The 20,591-nt window shown below is 58.5% G+C and carries 16 protein-coding genes; 9 read left to right on the top strand and 7 right to left on the bottom strand.

Going from position 1 to position 20,591, the window contains the following annotated elements; all coding sequences use genetic code 11:
- Positions 1-100 precede the first annotated feature (100 nt).
- From rsmG to ACUY2T_RS05800, 5 genes are all read left to right on the top strand, one after another.
- Complete coding sequence (rsmG, locus tag ACUY2T_RS05820) at positions 101-769, top strand: 16S rRNA (guanine(527)-N(7))-methyltransferase RsmG (protein ID WP_448307906.1); 669 nt, start codon at positions 101-103, stop codon at positions 767-769.
- A gap of 193 nt (positions 770-962) precedes the next feature.
- Entirely contained in the window at positions 963-1,904 is a 942-nt protein-coding gene (locus ACUY2T_RS05815; RefSeq protein ID WP_448307905.1) for a ParA family protein, read from the top strand.
- Positions 1,905-2,080: 176 nt separating this feature from the next.
- Positions 2,081-3,403, top strand: a complete 1,323-nt coding sequence (locus ACUY2T_RS05810; protein WP_448307975.1) for a ParB/RepB/Spo0J family partition protein — start codon at positions 2,081-2,083, stop codon at positions 3,401-3,403.
- A 59-nt stretch (positions 3,404-3,462) separates the two neighbouring features.
- Positions 3,463-4,044, top strand: coding sequence for a nitroreductase family protein (locus ACUY2T_RS05805; RefSeq protein ID WP_448307904.1), 582 nt, complete (start codon positions 3,463-3,465; stop codon positions 4,042-4,044).
- A 197-nt stretch (positions 4,045-4,241) separates the two neighbouring features.
- Positions 4,242-5,129 (top strand): hypothetical protein, encoded by an 888-nt coding sequence (locus ACUY2T_RS05800; protein WP_448307903.1) that lies wholly within the window; start codon positions 4,242-4,244, stop codon positions 5,127-5,129.
- Here ACUY2T_RS05800 and ACUY2T_RS05795 read toward each other — a convergent pair.
- From ACUY2T_RS05795 to ACUY2T_RS05765, 7 genes are all read right to left on the bottom strand, one after another.
- Positions 5,103-6,290 (bottom strand): N-acetylmuramoyl-L-alanine amidase, encoded by a 1,188-nt coding sequence (locus ACUY2T_RS05795; protein WP_448307902.1) that lies wholly within the window; start codon positions 6,288-6,290, stop codon positions 5,103-5,105. The two genes, ACUY2T_RS05800 and ACUY2T_RS05795, sit on opposite strands and share 27 nt — an antisense overlap.
- 219 nt (positions 6,291-6,509) lie before the next feature.
- Positions 6,510-6,833: a thioredoxin gene (gene trxA, locus ACUY2T_RS05790; protein WP_448307901.1), complete on the bottom strand. Its 324-nt coding sequence runs from the start codon at positions 6,831-6,833 to the stop codon at positions 6,510-6,512.
- A gap of 123 nt (positions 6,834-6,956) precedes the next feature.
- Positions 6,957-7,964: a thioredoxin-disulfide reductase gene (trxB, locus tag ACUY2T_RS05785; protein ID WP_448307900.1), complete on the bottom strand. Its 1,008-nt coding sequence runs from the start codon at positions 7,962-7,964 to the stop codon at positions 6,957-6,959.
- A gap of 38 nt (positions 7,965-8,002) precedes the next feature.
- A complete protein-coding gene (locus ACUY2T_RS05780) occupies positions 8,003-8,665 on the bottom strand; it encodes an RNA polymerase sigma factor (RefSeq protein ID WP_448307899.1) in 663 nt (220 codons plus the stop codon).
- A gap of 143 nt (positions 8,666-8,808) precedes the next feature.
- A complete protein-coding gene (locus ACUY2T_RS05775) occupies positions 8,809-12,564 on the bottom strand; it encodes a murein biosynthesis integral membrane protein MurJ (protein WP_448307974.1) in 3,756 nt (1,251 codons plus the stop codon).
- Between the two features lie 254 nt (positions 12,565-12,818).
- Entirely contained in the window at positions 12,819-15,710 is a 2,892-nt protein-coding gene (locus ACUY2T_RS05770; protein WP_448307898.1) for a hypothetical protein, read from the bottom strand.
- Between the two features lie 86 nt (positions 15,711-15,796).
- Complete coding sequence (locus ACUY2T_RS05765) at positions 15,797-16,606, bottom strand: NUDIX hydrolase (protein ID WP_448307896.1); 810 nt, start codon at positions 16,604-16,606, stop codon at positions 15,797-15,799.
- A gap of 506 nt (positions 16,607-17,112) precedes the next feature.
- Between ACUY2T_RS05765 and ACUY2T_RS05760 the strand changes: the two genes are divergently transcribed.
- From ACUY2T_RS05760 to ACUY2T_RS05745, 4 genes are read left to right on the top strand one after another with little or no spacing between them, the layout of a single operon-like run.
- On the top strand, positions 17,113-18,597 hold the full coding sequence (locus ACUY2T_RS05760; protein ID WP_448307973.1) for a CCA tRNA nucleotidyltransferase: 1,485 nt from the start codon (positions 17,113-17,115) through the stop codon (positions 18,595-18,597).
- A gap of 53 nt (positions 18,598-18,650) precedes the next feature.
- Positions 18,651-19,415, top strand: a complete 765-nt coding sequence (locus ACUY2T_RS05755) for a hypothetical protein (protein ID WP_448307895.1) — start codon at positions 18,651-18,653, stop codon at positions 19,413-19,415.
- On the top strand, positions 19,416-20,183 hold the full coding sequence (locus ACUY2T_RS05750; protein ID WP_448307894.1) for an AzlC family ABC transporter permease: 768 nt from the start codon (positions 19,416-19,418) through the stop codon (positions 20,181-20,183).
- Positions 20,184-20,561, top strand: coding sequence for a branched-chain amino acid transporter permease (locus tag ACUY2T_RS05745; protein WP_448307893.1), 378 nt, complete (start codon positions 20,184-20,186; stop codon positions 20,559-20,561). It abuts the gene before it with no gap.
- The last annotated feature ends 30 nt before the right edge of the window (positions 20,562-20,591 follow it).

The raw sequence follows: 20,591 nt of genomic DNA, 5'->3' as shown, positions 1-20,591 counted from the left end.
GAATGGGCGGAGTACATCAGTTTGAATGTTTCACGTGAAACATTCGGCGTGGTTTCACGTGAAACATGCCCATCCTCCCACCTTTTGAAGGAGTGCCCAGATGGCGAATCAGGACGATTCCACCGTTGCCAACCCTCAGTTGGGTGAACCACCAGCGATAGCCGAGGACGTGTTTGGGGATCGGCTTCCCCTCGCTCGTGTATATGCAGAGTTTCTAGCATCTGCCGGGATAGAGAGAGGTTTGCTCGGTCCGAGAGAGGTGCCGCGTATCTGGGAACGTCATGTTCTTAACTCTGCAGTCCTTGGCGAAGTAATCGATCCGGGTCAGCGAGTGATCGACGTTGGATCTGGTGCGGGTCTTCCGGGCATACCGTTGGCTATCGCACGCCCGGATCTTAAGGTTCAACTTCTAGAGCCGCTGTTGCGTCGTTATAACTTTCTCCAAGAGATCAATGATGAGCTTGAGCTGGGTTGCGATGTTATCCGTGGCCGTGCGGAAGAACCAGATGTGGTAAGAGCCATTGGTGGCGCCGATGTAGTTACCTCCCGCGCAGTTGCGCCTTTAGGGAAACTGGCTCGTTGGTCTCTCCCCCTGGTTCGAGTCGGTGGGTCGATGAAAGCCTTGAAGGGTGGTTCTGTTGCAGAGGAATTGCAGCGTGACGCTAAGGAGATTTCAAAGGCCGGTGGTGGCGAGGGAACCATTGAGCTGGTTGGTGAGTCTAAAGTTGCTGAGCCGACTCACGTCATCATAATTCCTCGCGTGAAATAGGCATCGATTCATTGGAGCCCTTCAGGGTTCAATATTGGTAAAAGACTCAGGGGTACGCCATGATCTCCTTGAACGTGCCACCTATTCCTAGCCTTGTGCTCTCGTTGAGACGTAGGACAGGCTGCATTATTCTTTACGTACACCCCGATGTTTCACGTGAAACATCGGTTCTCGACTTCAGGATTGGACGTAAATGTCGAATATCGACATGGATGACACACCCATTGGTCGCGCAGCTCGACAAGCGGCGCGAATGAAGAACCCAAATCGGAACCAGCTTCCGAAGCCGCCAAAGTGCAGGAAGATTACCATCGCCAATCAAAAGGGTGGAGTAGGTAAGACGACTTCCACCGTTAATTTGGCGTGGTCTTTAGCGTTGATGGGCATGAGGGTGCTTGTTATTGATCTTGATCCGCAGGGAAACGCCTCCACTGCGTTAGATGCTGTTCCTCATGCTGGGACTCCCTCAAGTTACGAGGTTCTCTTGAATGAGATGACCATCGATGAGGTTATGCAGGGCAACAGAGACAACGACAATATCTTCTGTGTGCCTGCAACGATTGATCTCGCGGGAGCCGAAATTAACCTTGTTAATGAAGTACGTCGTGAGTACCGACTTGCCACGGCTTTGAATGACTCATGGTTGGAAGAACAAGGTTTTGACTACGTCTTTATTGACTGTCCCCCGTCGCTTGGACTGTTGACTATTAACGCTATGGCGGCCGTAGATGAGGTTCTGATTCCGATTCAGTGTGAATACTATGCGCTCGAGGGCGTGACCCAGCTTATCGATAATATCGCCATGATTCGTGAGAGTCTGAACCCAAATCTTCATATTTCTGGTGTACTCCTAACCATGTATGATGGCCGTACGAAGCTATCGCTGAACGTTAGTGATGATGTGCGCACACACTTTGGCTCGGTTGTTTTGGATAACCACATACCTCGCAACGTAAAGGTGTCCGAGGCGCCAAGTTATAACATGACCGTGCTTCAATACGATGGCGGCGCTCCCGGTGCCCTTGCCTACTATGACGCGGCTAAGGAATTTGCGGTACGTGGCGATTACCTTCCATCCTCAGAAACGGCCCCCATTGGGATTGCCCCAGAACTCCACGACGGGGGTGTTCAATAGTGGGGAAAAGCAATAAAACGGGTTCAAAATTGTCTAAGAAGAGCTCCAAACAAGTGAAGTCAAAAGATGACAAAGCGCCTTTGAATCCTTCGAACGCCGATGACTCGAAGATGATGCCTCAGCCTAGCAAACCAGCTGACAATCCAAACGGAGATGCGGCTACTGCTACTCCGCGCATGCCTTCTCCGAGGAATAGAAAGCCACAAATGCCCTCCCCCAGTGCCGTTGGCAATCAGCGTCGCGGTGGGTTGGGTCGCGGCTTGGCCGCCCTCATCCCGACTGGGCCAGCTCGACCGTCTCTTGGCGATGGTGCCGCAGACATAGTTCTCGGCAACAGCTCGGCGACTAGGTCTACGTTTGAGGCGAACGGCTTAATAAATGCGGCTGGTGAAAATAGCGCTTCGTTCCCCCAGTCAAAAGTCAGCACTACCGATACGCCATCTACCTCCCGCAGCATTAAGAAGGGTGAGCATCGTACATCAGATGATGTAAAGAATTTTGCCTCGGAAAAATCTGCTCAAGAAGGTGTTGAGAGGGGTACCTCAGGTATAGGTGCGAAACGTCACAGTGACGCTTCGGACGTTTCTAACGCAGCCCACCAAAACAATCGAGGATCAATTTCCGGTCGCTTCGACGAGCCGAACACAGAAGACAATGTTTCACGTGAAACATCGACGGAGGATTTTGGTGCTTCGTACCAAGAGATCCCGCTGGAGGCTATTCGCACGAACGCGAAGCAGCCCCGTGAAGTGTTTGATGAAGAAGCGCTACAAGAGTTGGTGCACTCCATCAAGGAGTTCGGCCTTATGCAACCGATTGTGGTGCGTCGTGCTCCCAATGAGAACTCGACCTATGAACTCATCATGGGTGAACGCCGATACCGTGCCGCTAGTCGCGCAGGCTTCGACGTAATTCCTGCAATCGTTCGCGAGACCGCTGACGAAGAGATGCTCCGCGACGCTCTCTTGGAGAATATTCATCGCGTACAACTCAATCCGTTGGAAGAAGCGGCTGCGTATCAGCAGCTCATGGAGGAGTTCGGTGTAACTCAAGAGCAGCTGGCAAGAAAAATCGGACGTTCACGGCCGCTCATTACGAATATGATTCGTCTACTGCAGTTGCCCGTTTCTGTACAGCGACGAGTCGGTGCAGGTGTACTCAGCGCCGGTCATGCCAGAGCGCTCTTGGGTTTGAAGCTCGGGGCTGAAGCTCAGGAGAACTTGGCAAATCGCATTGTGACAGAGGGTATGAGTGTTCGAGCCACTGAAGAAGCGGTCACTTTGCTCAACCGGGACGATAGCGGCGAATTAAACACCAAAAAGACCATCCGAAAGCCTCAACAGCTTCCGGATGAGGTTTCTGACTGGGTAGATACAGCGTCAGATGCGCTTGAAACCAAGGTTTCAGTTCAGATGGGGAAGAAGAAGGGAAAGATCGTTGTTGAGTTCGGTGGGCCTGAGGATTTCGACAGGATCATTGAGCTTTTGAAGTTCAAATAGCATTAGTAGGGCTCCAGCGTATTAACTACAGTTCCAATAGTAGAAATGAAAGGTTTCCCATGTCTCTGAGCGTGACTGAAGCAATTGACCAACGCCGAGCTACTCGAAAGTTCAAGAACCAGCCTTTGAGCAATGAGATTCTGGACCGGGTTGTGAGGAATGCATTGGAGGCTCCTAGCGCCTTCAACGCACAAATGCGAGATCTGGTAGTTGTCCGCGATCAGAGTGTCAAGGAGGCTATTTTTGAAGCCTCTGGCCAGCAGCAATTCCTAGATGCGCCAGTGGTCTTCGTAGTGGTAGGACGGTCTGAAGTAGTTCCGGAGGATGCCGAAGAGATCCTTGGCACAGATTTAACGGAAAAGGTTCGCGGTTTTAATGGCAACGCCTCTGCGGCCAAGCTACGCGAAATTGGTATTCGTGATGCAATGTTGGTGGCCGGGTTCTTGCTCCTTGCGGCTCAGGAACAAGGATTGTCTACCTCCCCTACCACTGGATGGAACGAGGAGGGCGTCAAAAAGGCCATTGGACTGGAGGGGCGAGATGATCGCTCAATTGCCCTGGTTATCGCGGCGGGTTACGCGGACGAAGAACCCGCGCACCCTGGCCGTGCGCTAAACAGGCGCGTGGATGATCGATACTAAGAAGAACGAATTCGGTTAGAAATCCCCGATGTTTCACGTGAAACATCGGGGATTCGGCTTTGAGAAAACTCTTCATTTCCGCCCGGCCATGGGATGAGCGCTATAGGATTCACGTTGTTGGATCCTTCGGACTTATGGGAAGTAAGGACCCTGCAGCCTACACATAATTGGTCGTCTGAACGCTGAAAGGAAAAGATGTGGAAGTAAGTATCCGCGCCATAACCCCTCAGCGTTCCGAGGATCTAGAATCAGGTGCTGCTATATCGACTTTTTGGCCGTTCCCAGCTGACTACGGCAGGAAGGGGAATGAAGATTGCGATCCGATTTTTGACAAGCAACTATGGCTGCATAACGTCATGATGGAATGGGGAATCTGCGGCTATACGGCGTTTGTGGGCACTGGAGACGCGGGTACGCACTCTGTGCCTGCAGCGACCGTATTCTTTGCCCCTGCGCGGTATATGCAGGGAATTTCCAAGTTTCCTACTGGGCCAATCTCACCCGATGCAATCTTGCTGAGTACGGTTCATGTAGCCCTCCCATACATGGGTCTCTACCTGGAACACCAGCTAATCGATACGGTGATTACGGAGGCCCACAGGCGTGGCGTGAAAGCCGTCGAGGCTTTTGCTCGTGTAGAGGACTTTGACGAAGATCTTGCGAGGCAATTGGGCAGTGCTTCGGTGACGGAGACGGATCGAGGAGGTGTAAGCCGCCAGTACGATCAAGCTGGTGACAAGCAGGGCGAATACAGCGCCCTAGAATCCCTGAAGTATGTTCCGGAGTCCTATCGGGGATGGGAAGCGGCTGCCGAAGTACATGACGCCGCGGATGAAGACGTTCTAGATATTGCTCCCATGCTCTCCGAAGACATATTGGAAGCGGAGGGCTTCAAAGTGGTAAAACACCATCGGCGTTTCCCCCGCTATCGCTTTGAAATCAATGGAAATAATTCCTTGTTTAGCGACTTCGCAGAAGAGGATCATGCAAGGGTAAATGGACCTGAAAAGCTATCTACCGTAATCGGAGGCAAACAAGCACCTGGCCCAATGGGGAACCTACTTCTGCGGAAGCTCTTCCTGTAGAAGCTCAACAAAGCTAAACGTGCCCGTCTCGTGGACATCTTTATCCAAAAGGTAGAGGCGCTTTACAGCCACAACGATCGCTTCAGCGATGGTGTCACGCATGGCGGGATCACTGAGGATCTTCATGTCGCGAGGGCTGGTCAAATAACCTGGCACAACTTGCACAGTTGGCATACTCGTCAGACGCAAGATATCCCACGTCTGCCCGTGGTTGTAGCAATTCTGCAATGAGGTGCGGGCAACGATCTCGCGCTGGATAAAACCGGAGAGCTTTTCACCCACCATGGACGAATAGCCAGTCAGCGAACCAAAGTAAAAGGAGGCTGCACCGTTGGCTTTCTCATTAGGGTAAATATCGGTACGCAGGCTTATCATGACATCTGCGCCAAAAGCATTTGCGATGTTCGCACGATCCTGATTCGTTGGATTAGCCGATCGTGGCCGAGACAGAATAGTCTCCATTCCAGCGGCAATCATGCGCCCTTCTACCCTGCCCGCAAGGTCCCAAAGGATCTCCTCCTCGGAGATCTGCCCATAAGGACCATCGACGATATAGCCTTTGTCAGCGCCACCAAGACCAGGATCAATCACAACTCGCTTGCCCGTGAGTTGGGGTCCGGCAGAACGGATCTGTTCCTTTTCCCGGATCGATTGCGGGGAACCGCCGGTAATGCGTCGTCCTAGATAGGACAGGGCACGTAGCGTGTCGGGCCCCACCACGCCATCGTTAGTCAGACCGTAGTTCAGCTGATAATTGACAACGGCGGAATGCGTGCGCGGGCCGAAGTGACCATCGATACGGCTCGTATAAAAGCCGAGGTCGTGGAGCTGTGTTTGCAGCTGCGCAACATCGTCGCCGACAAATTGATTGCTCTGCAGGGAAAGCACTCGAGCGCCTAAGGTGTAGGAGGCTTCTCGAAGGGCACGCAGGGTGCCTGGGGTAATGGCACCGTCTGCGATGATTCCACGCTGCTGCTGAAACGCTCGAAGCGCTTCAGCCAGAACCTCGTCAAACACCTCTTCTTCACTAGTCCAGCGCTGTGCTTTGCTACCGGTCGCGTCCCCCTCGTAACCTTCCAGCAGTCCCAAGCGTGCCAAGGTACCGCGTACCTCAGCGACGCGCGGACTGCGGTCTCCGACGTGGAGAAGCAAACGATCCACTGGGCTCAACACTCCAATTCTCTAAAGCTCTTTGGTGCTGGTCGAGCACCCTTAGCGCTGTTCTAAGTTATGTGCGACGAGGTATTGATCTCGCCTTGTTCTCGCCCACTCTTATTGTGATCTAGATCACTACCGCATTCCCCTGCGAATAGAGTCGAGCCATAGGTGCAATTCTAGGGTCTATTGCGCCAATCCGCCTTATAGGCAGGTCAGGCGTGTTTAAAGTTGTTTCTCGATGGCAGCTCGAAGAGTGTCTCTATCTTGGGCGCCACTAAACTCGGCGACCTTCTTGCCATCCTTGAACACTAAGAGAGCCGGAATCGACATCACCTGGAACATGGCGCCCAGCATGCGCTCATCATCAATATTGACCTTGGCAATTGTGGCCTTGCCATCGAACTCAGCCGCCAGTTCGTCGAGAATGGGCGTCATGGCTAGGCAAGGGCGGCACCATTCGGCCCAAAAGTCGACCAGAACGGGTTGGCTAGATTCCACTACCTCGGACTTGAAGGTGGCTTGGGTAACGTTCACAATCTCGGACATAAGAGTGACAAAACTCCTGGTTGGGGCACATTCTCATTAGGTTGGAGGTTACCCTTCAACGTGTAAATATCCTATGCGCAGACGGTGGAATTTACCTAAAGGTGACCGAATGTGACCGTTCCGTTACTGGGCTGCGAGATATGCCTCGGCATCCAGGGCGGCGCGGCAGCCGGAGCCAGCCGCGGTAATGGCCTGCTGGTAATGGGAATCCACCAGGTCACCAGCGGCGAACACACCGGGCAGGCTGGTGCGGGTGGAAGGCTCCTCGACCTTCACATAGCCATTGTCCTGTAGTTCCACCTGGCCTTCGAAGACCGTCGTGCGCGGGTCGTGGCCGATTGCAACGAACATCGCATCCATTGGCACGTCCGTACGCTCTCCGGTCTGCGTATCCTCCACAACGAGTGTTTCTACGCTCTTGTCGCCCTTAACCTCTACGACCTTGGCGTTGGTCAGGAACTTGATCTTCGGATTGTTACGGGCGCGCTCCTCCATGATCTTGGAGGCGCGGAATTCATCGCGACGGTGGATGATAGTCACGCTTTCGCCGAACTTTGTAAGGAAGTCGGCTTCCTCCATCGCGGAATCGCCACCACCGATCACAGCGATCTGCTTGTCCTTGAAGAAGAAACCATCGCAGGTTGCGCAGGCGGATACACCGCGCCCCAGCAGCTCCTGCTCGCCGGGAACGTTCAGATAGCGCGGGGCGGCACCGGTAGCCAGAATCACCGCGCGAGCCTGGTACTCCTCCCCATAGACCCACACCTTCTTGATCTCGCCGGAAAGGTCGACCTTCTCGACCTCCTCCTGGCGCAGATCAGCACCGAAGCGCTCGGCCTGTGCGCGCATTTCCTCCATAAGATCCGGGCCCATAATGCCCTTCTGGAAGCCGGGGAAGTTCTCCACCTCGGTGGTCTGCATCAGCAAACCGCCGTACTCCACGCCTTCAAACACAACCGGGTTTAGCTCGGCACGCGCTGCGTACACTGCCGCGGTGTAGCCTGCGGGTCCTGACCCGATAATGATGACGTCATGAACCTGGCCCGCACTCTGGGTGTCTGCGTCCGCGCTCGCGGCCTCCGTTGAATCGCTGTTGAGAATACCGCTGGCCTGCAGGAATGGCTGGTTCATGATTATCCTTTGAGGTCGAAGATGTAGTTCACCCCAGTCTAACCGGCTGCGGCCATTCCGTATTCCTCTGCCCCACCGAGATGTTCACACATCATCCGCTTCGCGCGGTTCTTTCGTGATTTCACGGTGCCGATTGGAATGCCTAGCTGTGCTGCTGCGTGAGCCTCACTGAGTCCCCGGATCTCCGTCAGTACCACCACGTCGCGCATCTCGGGGGATAGCTGTCGCAGGCTGCGGTGCACATCCAGCCGTGCGACCGTTGCTTCTTCCCGCGCTCCTAGCGCCGGCAGCGTCCGCGTCCGCTCACTGAAGTCCTCCCGCCCCGGTTGGGCCTCACGGTTATAGCGCTGCATGTAAGACAGTGCTGCGTTGCGCATAATCGTGGCCATCCACGTGCTCACGCTCGCTGAACGTTTTCCACTAAAGCGCGAGGCAAAGCGGTGCACTCGCAACAACCCCTCCTGGTAAACGTCCATTTGATGGGCTTCGGGCACATTCACCCGTCGAAGAGCCCACCACAGCGTGCGCTGGTGGCGGTCGATCAGTTCACGAAATGCGCCGGGTTGCCCCTCGTTATGTCCGCGTAGTAGCTCGTGGTCGGTTTGCTCTGTTGGCCGTTTATGAGCCGTTTTTCTTGGTGACGCCCCCTGCATCATCTTCCCCCTTAGTATGACGTCGGAGCCGTGCCGCCCCCGTGTCACACACTTTATTCTGTGCTGAATGAAGTGTGGGGGCAAAGAACTGAACCTGTGGATAACTGCAAACGGCGCCGACCTCATTGTGAACTTCACAGTTGAGGTGGGCGCCGCTATGCGCTATGGGTTTGGCTCAGCCACAGTGCAGGTCAGCCGACGGGTTGAATCGACTGCGCGGGCTGGCGTGACTGTGCCGGCTGTGCCGGCTGTGCCGACGGTTTTGGCTGTGCCGGCTGGCGCTGCTCTGAGGGCTGGGTCGGCTGAGTAGCGCTGGAATCCTCGTCGGAAGTCGCCTGGTCGAGCCAGTTGCCGGCGGCGGAAACCTCACTGATCGTCGCGGGCTTCGGAAGCGGCAGCCCCGTAATCCAGATCAGCAGGCGATTGCCCTTTGCTGCGCTGACCTTGTCGGTATCGTACTTACCTTTTTCTCGATTGCTCTCTTCGTTTTCATTCTCGTTGCCATCGCCCTCCCCCGCTGCGGCAGATGCTCCGGTGTCGTTACCATCTGCACCATCTGCGCCACGGCTCGTATTACCCGCGCCCCAGTTGGAATCGCTGGCGCTGCCAGTACCGGCGAGGTTCACGGTCATGTCGGCAGAATCTGCCTTCACGGTCTTGAGCAGCTGAGTCTGATCCAGAGACGCCAACTTGCCGTTGCTGTCGGCGGTCGCCAATCGCAGTTCCATGGTGGTTCCGCGGGTCAGACCGCGCAGCTGAACCTGCGACAGGGCGGTGCCCTCTGGCAGCGTCATAAGCAGTCCGATTCCAGGCTTAGTGGTGCCAGGCTCGCCTCCGAGCTGCACAGTTGCGGGGTTGGACTGCCAGAACGTCTCCGGATCTCCGTCGGTAATCAGGCGCGCCAAGTCCGGTCGATCCAGCGGCCAGTCCACATCGGCGGGGAGCCACTCGAGCGGCTTGCTCAAAGGGACATCCGCAGGATCCACGCCACGCACGGCCTGCGCACCCTGACGCAGCGAGTCGGTGGACAACGGCGAATCCTTGCGGTCGCCGCCGACGACACTGACCACTGCTGCGACCAAAGCAGCGATGATGACGACGGAGATGAAAGCGATAGCCGCCGCAGCAGCCATGCCGACCGGACGGTTGCCCTCGGCGCCGAAACCAGAACGAGCACTTGGATCCGGGGTTTGATCTTCCTGGATCGCCAGCTGACCCGACTTCAGGTCTCGCAGGCTCTTCGCAGCCTTTTGCAGATCCTCCGGTTCGACCTTCTCTCCATCGAATTCGTGGATCTTCTTGTAGATACGGGTGAGCTCCTCCGGTACTTGTTCATACGGGACATGCTCAAGCAGCAGTCGCAGTGCGACGGCCACGCCGTGGGCATCCTGTGCCGTGTCATCGTGGGGCAGAACACCCGGAAAGGCCAGGACGGCTGCTCCATCAGTGCCGATGCGCACACGATCGCGGTGATCCAAGCCCAACGCAGTGCCACTGGCCTCCGCCTGTGCGGCAGCATCTGCCAGAGAGGCTACGGCGAAAGCTGCGGCCAGCGGCTCCGGCTGGCTCTCCGCCACCTTCGTCAGAGGCGAGCCCTGTACCCAACTGGAAACGATGACAACCAGATTGCCGTAGTCGATGACACGATTGACCTGCGCCATGCCCGGCGCATCGAACTGCTTGAGCTTGGCCGAGCGACGCAGCATTTCGTCCTTTGCGTGGGCCACTGCCGGGCCGTTTACAGGCACGGATACTCCGGGTTCCACCTGCGAACGGGCAAAGGCCACCGGATCCATGATCGTGAGACCCACAATGTCGCCCGTCGCCAGTTCGCGCCCCTGCCAGAAGCGGGCGGCGGACCAGCCTCCGTGGTCGGCCAGCAGACGGTAGCGGCCTTCCAGCAGCGGCGCACCCGGTACCAGGCGTGGGCCGCGCACCCGGCCAGCTGCCAATGGTGGGAGCGCCACGCCCGCCATCATGTGGTCCAGAGCAATGGCCTCGCGGGCAGCCAGTTCCTGAGGCGAGAGACGACGGGGGCCAGCCTCGACGGTGGATTGTTCGTCGCTGGGGAGTGGGCGTCGAGAAGGAAGAACCCGAGACAACCCCGGAATGCGCGACAGAGCCCCCACCAGAGTTTGAATCTCTGGCAGTGGGGCGCGCACGAGGATCAACCCGGTAACACCGAGGAACAGCACACCAGCGATAAACAGGCGGACAACAAACCAGGGGTTAGCTAGTGTCTGGAATGCGTAGCGCGCCAGCACCACATCTACGCGCCAGGCGATCAGAGCACCGACCAGCGAGGATCCCAGCGCCCACAGCACCGTCATCGTCACCTTGCGGAACTGTAGATCACCTAGTGAACGCCGCAGCAGGCGATCGCCAATAATGGCACCGGCCATGAAGCCCAGGCCGTTGGCCGCACCCAGCAGCACCACGACCAAGCGGGGTTCGGTGGCGATCTGTGGGGCAATGTAGGCGAAGGCCAGCTTCGTCACGGTAATTCCGGCGATGATGAAGGTCGGCGTCCAGACTTCCTCGCGGGCATAGAACACGCGCAGGTGCAGCAAAACCAATGCATAGGGAATCAAGGTGAACGCGGAGAAGCTGATGGTCCAGCCCAACACGTTCGCGTCATCCAGCGAGAACTCCTTATACGCAAAAAGCGCCGCGGAAATCAGCGTGCCGAAGCAAGTGAAGAACACGATGATCGGCACCATTGCCAGCATCGTTAGCTTCGAGGCGACAGTCAGGTCGCGCACCACAGCCTTGTCGTCGCCCTCCGCCGCATTGCGGGACAGGCGCGGCATCACAGCCGTAAGTAGCGTTACGCCGATCACGCCGTAGGGCATCTGCAGTAGCTGCCAGGCCTGCATGTAGATTGTCGGCGCGACCTCCCATGTATCGGAGGCGATGCGGTTGTTGAGCAGCCAGCCGACCTGGGAGATAGCCACGTACACGACGATGGCGATGGCCATGCCGCCGAAGGACTTCAGGCGCTCGTCGATACCCCACAGGGGGCGCAGGTTAATGCCGGCCTTGCGCAGGAACGGCACCATGATCAGTGCCTGCATGACCACACCCGCAGTGGTGCCCAGGCCCAGCAGCAGGACGTGTGGATCCGTGATGGTCACATTGTCCATCGGCTGCAGTTTCGTGTCCCGCGGCAGGAACATATACAGTCCCAGCACCGCGAGTGTGACCACGTTGTTCACCACAGGCGCCCACGCGCCGGGTTTGAACACTCCCTTGGTATTGAGGATCGCCATGAACACCGCGAACATCGCGTAGAACATGATCTGCGGCAGCACCAGGTAGGCAAATGCCGTGGACATGCCGACATTCACATGGCCCTCGGAATCCAGACTCATGCGCACCAGCAGTGGTGCACACGCCACGGAGACCAAGGTGATGACAACGGTCAGTGAGAACGTAAGCGTCAAAAGTCTTCGTATGAAGGCCTCGCCGCGATCCGCGTCCTCCTTCTCGGCGCGCACCAGCACTGGCACCACCAGCGAGGTCAACACGGCACCGAGAACCAGCTCGGTCACCAGGTTCGGCAGCGTGTTGGCGGTGTTGAACGCACTGGCCACCGCGCCGCCCAGCGCCGAGGCAATGAATACCGTGCGCAGGAAGCCCGTGATGCGGCTAATCAGCGTTGCAATCGCCATAGAGCCGCCAGCGCGTACGATCTGCTCGTCACTTTGCTTATCGTTCTGATCGCTGGCCTGCCCGTTGCTGTGCCCGCTGCCCTGCTCACCACTTTCGTTGCCACCGTAGTTGCCGCTGTTGTCGTTACTGTGGTCGCTGCTGTGGTCGCCGCCGCTTGTGGCAGTGCGAAGGCTGGTTTCGCGCTCGGTCGTTGCACTCACCGTGCTGCCTGCGGCCGGGTTGCTATCGCCAACGGCTGCCGCATTGTGGGCACCGGATGCTTGGTCACCAACCATGGCAACATCGCCGTGGCCACTAGCGGAGGTCGGGTTTACCTCTGTGGAGCTTTGTGACGCCCCGTCTCCGCCCGCCGACACACCAGTCTTAGCGCGGTCTTTCTTCGGCGCTAGCGCCGGCGGCTGGGTTGCGCGGAAACGTCCACGTTGCCCAGCCGAGGGGCTAGCTGGTAGGTCTTCCCTCTCTTGCTCAGAAGTCACTACTCCATCTTTATGCACCAGCCGTATATTGCCTAACGGAGAAGTGGGCGTGTCTAGTTTTGTTCGCCCTCTACTGGGCGAGCAACGCGTTCCAGCGGCTTAGGGCTGAGATCTCCTCCGCCCCGTCCGCTGCGGCGATTCCACAAGAACTTGCCCGCCATGCCGATGCCCAGTAGGAGAATGCCGATGATCGCTACGCTACGCGTGGAAAGACCGGGGACGGACTGCACGCGCAGCTCCACAGGATCTGAAATGCGGGTGCCCTCCTGCAGATCCGCAGTTCCGTCCTGTTTCGTCGTCGCCAGCCATAAAGAGAGGTTGACCTGCTGGGATGTGTCCGCGATATCTGTGGTCAGCGACCAAGTGATGGAGCCCTTCGCCGGGATCATCGGCGAGGCCGTGGAATCCACATGAACGGTGACATCCGTGTTGGCGTCAGAACGATAATCAACCTCGGCCATCACAGGCAGGGGCAGTCCGTTGCGCGCAACGACAAGCAACGGTGAGGAATCGGAGGTGCGGGTGAAGACGTTGCCCGGTGGCAGCAGAGAGATCGAACGGCGCAATTGCGTGGTGACCTGCTCCACACGACCTAGCTTGGTGCTGAGTTCCCCACGCTGCACTTCGGCATAGTGGCGTTCACGCTTGCGATAAGTGGTTACGCCACGCAGCAAATCGGCAAACAATGGACTGGTGAAGCCCTCGCGGGTCAGCGCAATAGCGGAATCGTTTTGCATAAAGAGCGTTAGCTCCCGCAGCTTGCGGGTCGCATCCGTCAGGGTGTCGAGATATGGCGAAGAGTACTCGCCAGGGTCGGTGTATGGCACCGTCGTGGTGCCAGAAGCCACCCGGGCAATGTCGATGCCCCGGGGTTGTACGGCCTCCGGCAGCGGCGCGGGACGAGCAGAGCTGTTCTCGAGATGCTGGCTGATCGTCTGTAGGAAGCCGGCGGCTTGGTTCTTATTGACGGACCATGCAGCGGGCGGGACGGCCAAGGTGGGGCGCCCGGAGTCGAGTTCCAGATCCAGCACAGCCTGAGCCGTGGCGAGACGGGAAGCGGAACTGTCGTCGCTGAGGTTAAAGCGCAGCTCAGGGTTTGAATAAGCCGCAACTTCCGGGTGCTCGCCCAGTGCCTTGAGTACCGTGCCAAGATCCGCGGAATACGTCAGGGCGGTGGCGGTAGCAGAGGTACTCCCACTCTTGAGGGTCGCGCCGGGAAGATTAACCAGGCGGTGGTTCCATGCATTGTCCTCGGCGCTCGGCTGCTGGTGTTCGTTGGGCTGCTGGCCGGGCTGGCTGGACTGGTCGGGCTGGCTGGACTGGTCGGGCTGGTTCGGGTCAGCCGCGGACGTTGCCTCCGGCGGCAACGCCGGGGACTCGACGTTGACGGTATTCTCCGCCACCAGCGCAGTCACATGCCCAGCAGATGGAATAGCCGGTTCGCCTTGCACGGTCTGCTCAAAGCGTCGCGATTCGTCGGACTCCACAGGCTGCGCGCCTTCCGGCGACTTGCTGATGCCCGCCGCCAGAATCTTCTGCGCCTCCGGGGACACGTAGCCAGCATCGGGAATCACCACGTTCTGCGTCGGCACCACACCCAGGATTCGTTGGATTACCCCGGCACCCATGCCGAGCCCACGCACTCGGAGCCAGTCAGAATTGACCCGTCCCAAAGCGTTAATGTCAGCCCCCGCATAGGGCAATGCCACCGAGCAGTTTCCCTGCACGACTTCCCGCAGGTCAGCAATCCATTTCTTCGCATCTGCATTGCCGGGCATGTGCTGGGCGTTGATGTCTTTGCCGCCTAAAATCTCGTCCCAGGAGTCGCGCAGACGTTTCTGTTCCTCTACCGGGTCGGGTGTGCGCTCGCCCACGAAGTAACCCTCTGCCAGCCGGTTCACGGTATCCAGCAGCTCCGGATCGATCGCAATACACGTCGCCTGCTTGAGTTTCTTCGACTTCGCTTCACGGTAGGCATCTAGCAGGCCACGCAGTCTGCCACCCTCGGCGACCTCCTTGGCCAGCACGTCCTTTGTGACAAACGCGGGCCGGCGCTTGGGCGCGTCACCCGTCTGTCCGGCCGCCATATACGTAGGCCCGGCCAGCGGATACACGACGGTCACCGGAGAGCTGGGCTGTTCCTCCGTTCTTTTTGACGCCCCCACGCTAAGAGTGGTGCGCGCCACCGCCAGGTATTGCACACCCCCTTCGTCGGCAGCTTCCGGGTTGGTATCCTGACCACTCAGGCTAAACAACAGGGGATAAGCGCCGGGTTCACGAAAAGCGTCTGCGGGAATGCTGAGCGGTTGAGCCGAGGAGGCGTCATCAGAATCAGCGGATCCAGCCTCTCCTGCAGCTTTTCCGACAGGCAACGAGATCTTGATTTCGCGAGTCTCGCCGGGGCTGAGGGTGCCTTCGAGTTGTAAAGGCTGGCTGCTGAGGGAGTATTCGCCCTGGTTAGCGAGCTGTGCGACGCGGACTTCGGCGGCGGTAGCAGCCGTGCGGTAGTACAGCGTGAGCGAGAGGTTGCTCAGGGCGTGCGAGCGGTCATTACGGATGCGCAGGGTGTAGATCTGGTTGGCGGAGCTGCTGGGATTGCTCGACGCACTTGGGTTGGTTTGATCGGCTGGAGCGGTGCCGATACCTGTGATCTCCAGGTTCACGTCCTGCTGCGGGTCTGTCGCACGGGCCAGCGGATTGGCCCAGTAGGTATCGTCGCGAGCCTCGGGGTTCATCGGATCCGGGGCGGTGGTGGGTTGTGACCGGTTCGCGGAGTCTGCTCCTTGGGCTGCAGATTCGGCGCCCTGGGCTGAGGTGTGGGTGGCGGGAGCCGAGGTGGCGTCGGAAATAGGGTTCGCAACTGCCGGGGCGACCGGCAGGGCGGAGAGTCCGCAGAGCGCGACAGAAACACCAAACGCCATGCAGGCGTGGGGGAATCTAGACATTGCGCTCACCTTTTGCACGATTACATGCTTACTTAAGTACTTCTATTTAGTACTACTAGTTCTAGCAGTCCGACCTTGTCGATTCTTTAGCGTGGCGTGGCACGGCTAGCGTCGGCCTCTGCGCGGGCGAGATCCGCCAGGCTATCGAAGGCCTGCCGGGCAAGGCGACGCTCGTCAGCATACGCAAGGTGTTCGATCAGGCGGTTGACCGGCAACCAGCGGACCTCGGTGACCTCGGGATCCTCGTCATTGAGGTCACCATCGACATAGCGGAGCAGGTGGTGGTGGACGGTTTTGTGGATGCGGATGCCTTCAGACACGAACCAATAGTCGATGGTTCCAAGGTCTGCGATGACCTTGCCGGCGACGCCTGTTTCCTCCCACACTTCGCGTTCGGCGGTGGCGTGCTGGGATTCGTCCGGCTCAATGTGGCCCTTTGGCATGGACCACAGCAACCTGCCCCGGCGATCTAGACGGCCGATCAGAGCTACGTAAATCGAAGAAAAGTCGACGTCGCCGTTGGGTTGCACAGCTTCGGCCAGGCCAGAGAGCACGAGGCCGCCCGCGGAGGTTTCCACGGAAGTCGGCAGGTTGGAGTGCTCGTCGAAGGAATTAGGCCTTGAGTTGTGGCGACGGTTGTTGGACCCGGAGCCACGTCCGCGTCGCGACTGGTTTTTGCCTTTGCCCTTGTTTTTGTTTTTGCTGGGCTGGTTTCTGTTGGGCTGGCTGTTATTTGGCTGGTTGTTATTGGAGCCTTTGCCCTGGTTATTGCGGTTGTTTTGGCCTTGGTTTTGGCTTTGGTTTTGGCTTTGGCCGCCGCCGGAGCGCGACCTTCTTCTTGAACGGCGGCGCCGGCGGCGGGGCGTGCCGTTTCCGGTGCTGTCGTTTCCACTCATTCTGATAACGATAGCCGGTTAACTGCACAATGTGGAACTGAATATGTAACCAGCGATGGAGAGGTATCCGCAGGCTGGGTGGTCAACAGTGAGGCCAAATGTCGTTAGAACGGGAATCTGTTATTGACAACCAATGTCGACCTTGCATTAGTGCAGGTCAGAGAGTTGCGAATTTTTGGAGATCCGGATTCCGGCTTTCACATTCCTGATCTAGCGACATCTGGGACTGCTTTGGGGCTGTTGTGGGACTGCTTTGGGACTTGTGAGGTGTGGAAGCTAGGGGCTGGTTGGTTCCGTACCGCGGGCTAGTAGAATCTGGCAGCGTGACAAACCCCGCCCACTCCCCTTCCAGCAAGCGTCCTATGCAGTCGGGTGCACAGACCGGTTCAGCACAACAGGCACAGCCAGCACATCAGGCACAGCTGACACACCGGACATACTCGACACACCCGGCACAACAGGCACAGCCAGCCGATACTGCAGCAAATCAGCGAACCATCGACGGCATGCTGCAGGAGGCCTTCACCTCCCTGCGCGCGCTCGACCGCGACCTGCTGCCACTTACGCAGGCCTTCAACGAGGCCGGGCATAGCCTCTATCTCGTCGGCGGGTCGGTGCGCGACGCCCTGCTGGGGCGCCTCTCCCACGACCTGGACTTCACTACCGACGCCCGGCCGCAGGCAATCGTCGATATCGTCACGCCGCTGGCAGAAACCGTGTGGGACACGGGCATTGAATACGGCACGGTATCTGCACTGGTCAAGGGCCAGATCCTAGAGATCACCACCTTCCGCGCCGACCAGTATGACGGCCAGTCCCGCAACCCCGAAGTATCCTTCGGCGACAGCCTCGACGGAGACCTCATCCGCCGGGACTTCCGTGCCAACGCCATCGCACTGGAGCTTTCCCCCGACGGCAACCACCAGCTCCGCGACCCCCTGAACGGACTCGAAGACCTGCAGGCCGGAGTGCTAGACACCCCGGACAGCCCAGAGATCAGTTTCAACGACGACCCACTGCGTATGCTCCGCGCATGCCGGTTCGTCTCGCAGCTGGAGTTCGGCGTCACCAAACGAGTACAGCAAGCGATGACGGCGATGAGCGAGCAGATAAACCGCATCACCGTCGAGCGTGTGGCTGTGGAACTGAACAAGCTGATGCTCGGGGCTGCGCCGTGGGTGGGCCTGGATCTCATGGTCGAGACTGGGCTGGCTGACCACGTGCTACCGGAACTGCCTGCGTTGAAGCTCACGCAGGACGAGCACCGCCAGCACAAGGACGTCTACTGGCATTCGCTAAAGGTGCTGCGCAACGCCGTGAATCTGGAGGCGGAACGAGGCCTGGAGCCTTCGTTGGAACTGCGCATGGCGGCATTGCTGCATGATATTGGCAAGCCGGATACCAGGGCTTTTACCGAATCCGGGGCGGTGACCTTCCACCAACACGAGGTCGTTGGAGCGCGCATCACCCGGCGTCGCCTGCGGAAGCTCAAGTACTCCAAGCAGCATGTCCAAGACATTGGACAGCTGGTGTTCCTGCACATGCGTTTCCACGGTTACGCCGATAACCAGGGCAAAGGCCAAAACCAGGACGCCCCACGCGGCGCGGGCGAAAAGGATAACAACGAATCCACCTGGACTGACTCGGCGGTGCGCCGGTACGTCAACGACGCAGGCGAACTGCTGCCGCTGCTGCACTTGCTGGTCCGTGCGGACTGTACAACCCGAAACCAGCGGAAAGCCCAGAGGCTGCAGCGCACCTACGATAACTTGGAAAAGCGCATTGAACAGCTGCAGGAACAAGAGGACCTCGCCGCCGTCCGCCCCGACTTGGACGGCAACGAGATCATGCAGATCCTGAACCTCAAACCCGGCCCTGATGTGGGCAAGGCGTGGGCGTACCTGAAGGAGCTGCGGTTGGATCGCGGGCCGATGGATCATGACGACGCCGTCGCCGCACTGCAGGAATGGTGGGCTGCCCAGAATGACTGAGCGCACAATGACTGAGCGCAGAATGACTAAGCCCAGAAAGGCAGATCGCAGACGTGAACTCTGACCAGCAAGAACTGAACGCCAACCTGCCGTTCGACGTGCAACCCGGAGACGTTATCTTCCAATCCCCGGCCACCGTCGTGGATCCCGCAGGATACGTCGAATCTATCGACGCAACCGCCGAGGACCTGCAGAAATACATGTCCGTCTTCGGTAATGCGCCGGGGGTGCTGGCCGAACCGGGATTGCCCGGCGCGGATGCACTGCTGGTGTTGGAGGTGCAGGACGATGCTGAAGGTGCTGGCGGCACAATCGTGGCAGTCCAGTTGGGCCTCATGAGTAGCGAAGCCGCCGCCAATCACCTCCCCGCTCTCGCAGACAAGCTCACCAAGCCAAAGGTTTTCTTCATTGGCGGCAACAACGAACCTGTTGTGCTCGCGGTTGGCCTGCTGGATGTGGATCGTTTGGAACTTGACGCCACCACCGCCTCCGCCCCCACGCGTTTCGGAAAGCGCGGCCAATTTCTGTTGGTCAGCACTGCCGAAGAAGCGCCGAGCGTGGATGAACAAGTCGCGGAGGTCGTTGGCCACGTGGACCCCTCCATGCTGCGGGGCTTAAGGCTCTTCCATAGCTATGTGCAGCTGGATATGCAGGACTTGCGTAATTGGGTGGATGCCGGGCTCGTTGGTGTGCAGGCCGCAACCGCCGAGGATGTTTTCACGGAAAGACCTGCGGAGACGTGGCGTCAATTGATGAAGCAGCGCCCCTTCCCCGACAACCTGTTCGTGACATGGGCGAGCCACCCAGAGCGTAATTAAATGGGCGCAGACAACTCGCACCGTAGCGTGCACCGCCGCAACCCGCACCGCGACTGGCGCGCCGGGATCGCCGACGCCTGGCCGGTCGCCTTGGGCATGGTGCCGCTGGGTCTAGCCTTTGGCCTGCTGATTACGCAGGTCGGCTTTGCATGGTGGTGGACGCCGATTTTCTCATTCGTCATCTACGCGGGCTCGATGGAGTTCTTGGCTGTCTCACTGGTCACGGGCGGTGTGGGTCCGCTGAGCGCAGCGTTATACGGATTTTTGGTGAACTTTCGCCATGCCTTCTACGCCCTGAACTACCCCATAGCCCATGTGCGTGGGTGGTTGGCTAAGGCATATGGCATCTATGCACTGACGGACGAGACGTATGCGATCCTCGCAGCCCGGCGCGATGCGCGGTGGTCGACGGCTCGCGTGCTGGCAGTGCAGAGTCTGCTGCAGGTCGGCTGGATCGGCGGTGGCCTGGTTGGAGCCTTGTTTGGAAGCGCCCTTCCCTTCGAGATCCAGGGCATGGAATTTGCGCTGATCGCCCTGTTCACGGTCTTGGTGATTGAAGCTTTCGTGAGCTTCAAGGATCTCTCCCTGCCGATTGTGGCCGTATTGTGTGGCGCCGTGGGGCTGCTGATCTCACCTGACAACATGCTGGTGATTGGCATGAGCCTGTACTTCCTCAGCCTCATCGTGCGTTTCGTGTGCCCGCCCTTGGATCGCGCTTTGCGGCTGAAGGTCGGCGCGGATAACGTCCTGTCCCGGGAGGTCGAGTAGATGGCTGAGCCCGTGCCTACTGTGCAATTGTTAGCCGCCGCTGGACTGCCCGAAGGGGTGCAACTGGGACCCACCCTGGCGGCCCTCGGCGCAATCTTCCTGGTGACCCTTGCCCTGCGCGGTCTGCCTTTCGCCGCCCTCCGTTTCTTCCGCGAGTCTGACCTCGTCACATGGCTTGGCCTGGCAATGCCCGTCGGCGTGATGACTCTCCTCGTCATCTACACCGTCTCCGGCCAGGCCAGCGCGCCGGGCGGACTGACGGCGGTCGGCATCGCCCTGGTTTTCACCGTCGCCTTGCATCTCTGGCGCCGTTCGACAACCTTGTCGATTCTTTTAGGCACGGTGCTGTATCTAGTCCTGGTTAACCTTGTTTTTTGACGCCCCTCCTCCCTCGCCTGCCGCCCCAGC

The sequence above is a fragment of the Corynebacterium sp. 22-2729 genome (assembly GCF_053479475.1).
This window is presented reverse-complemented; position numbering and strand designations above follow the sequence as displayed.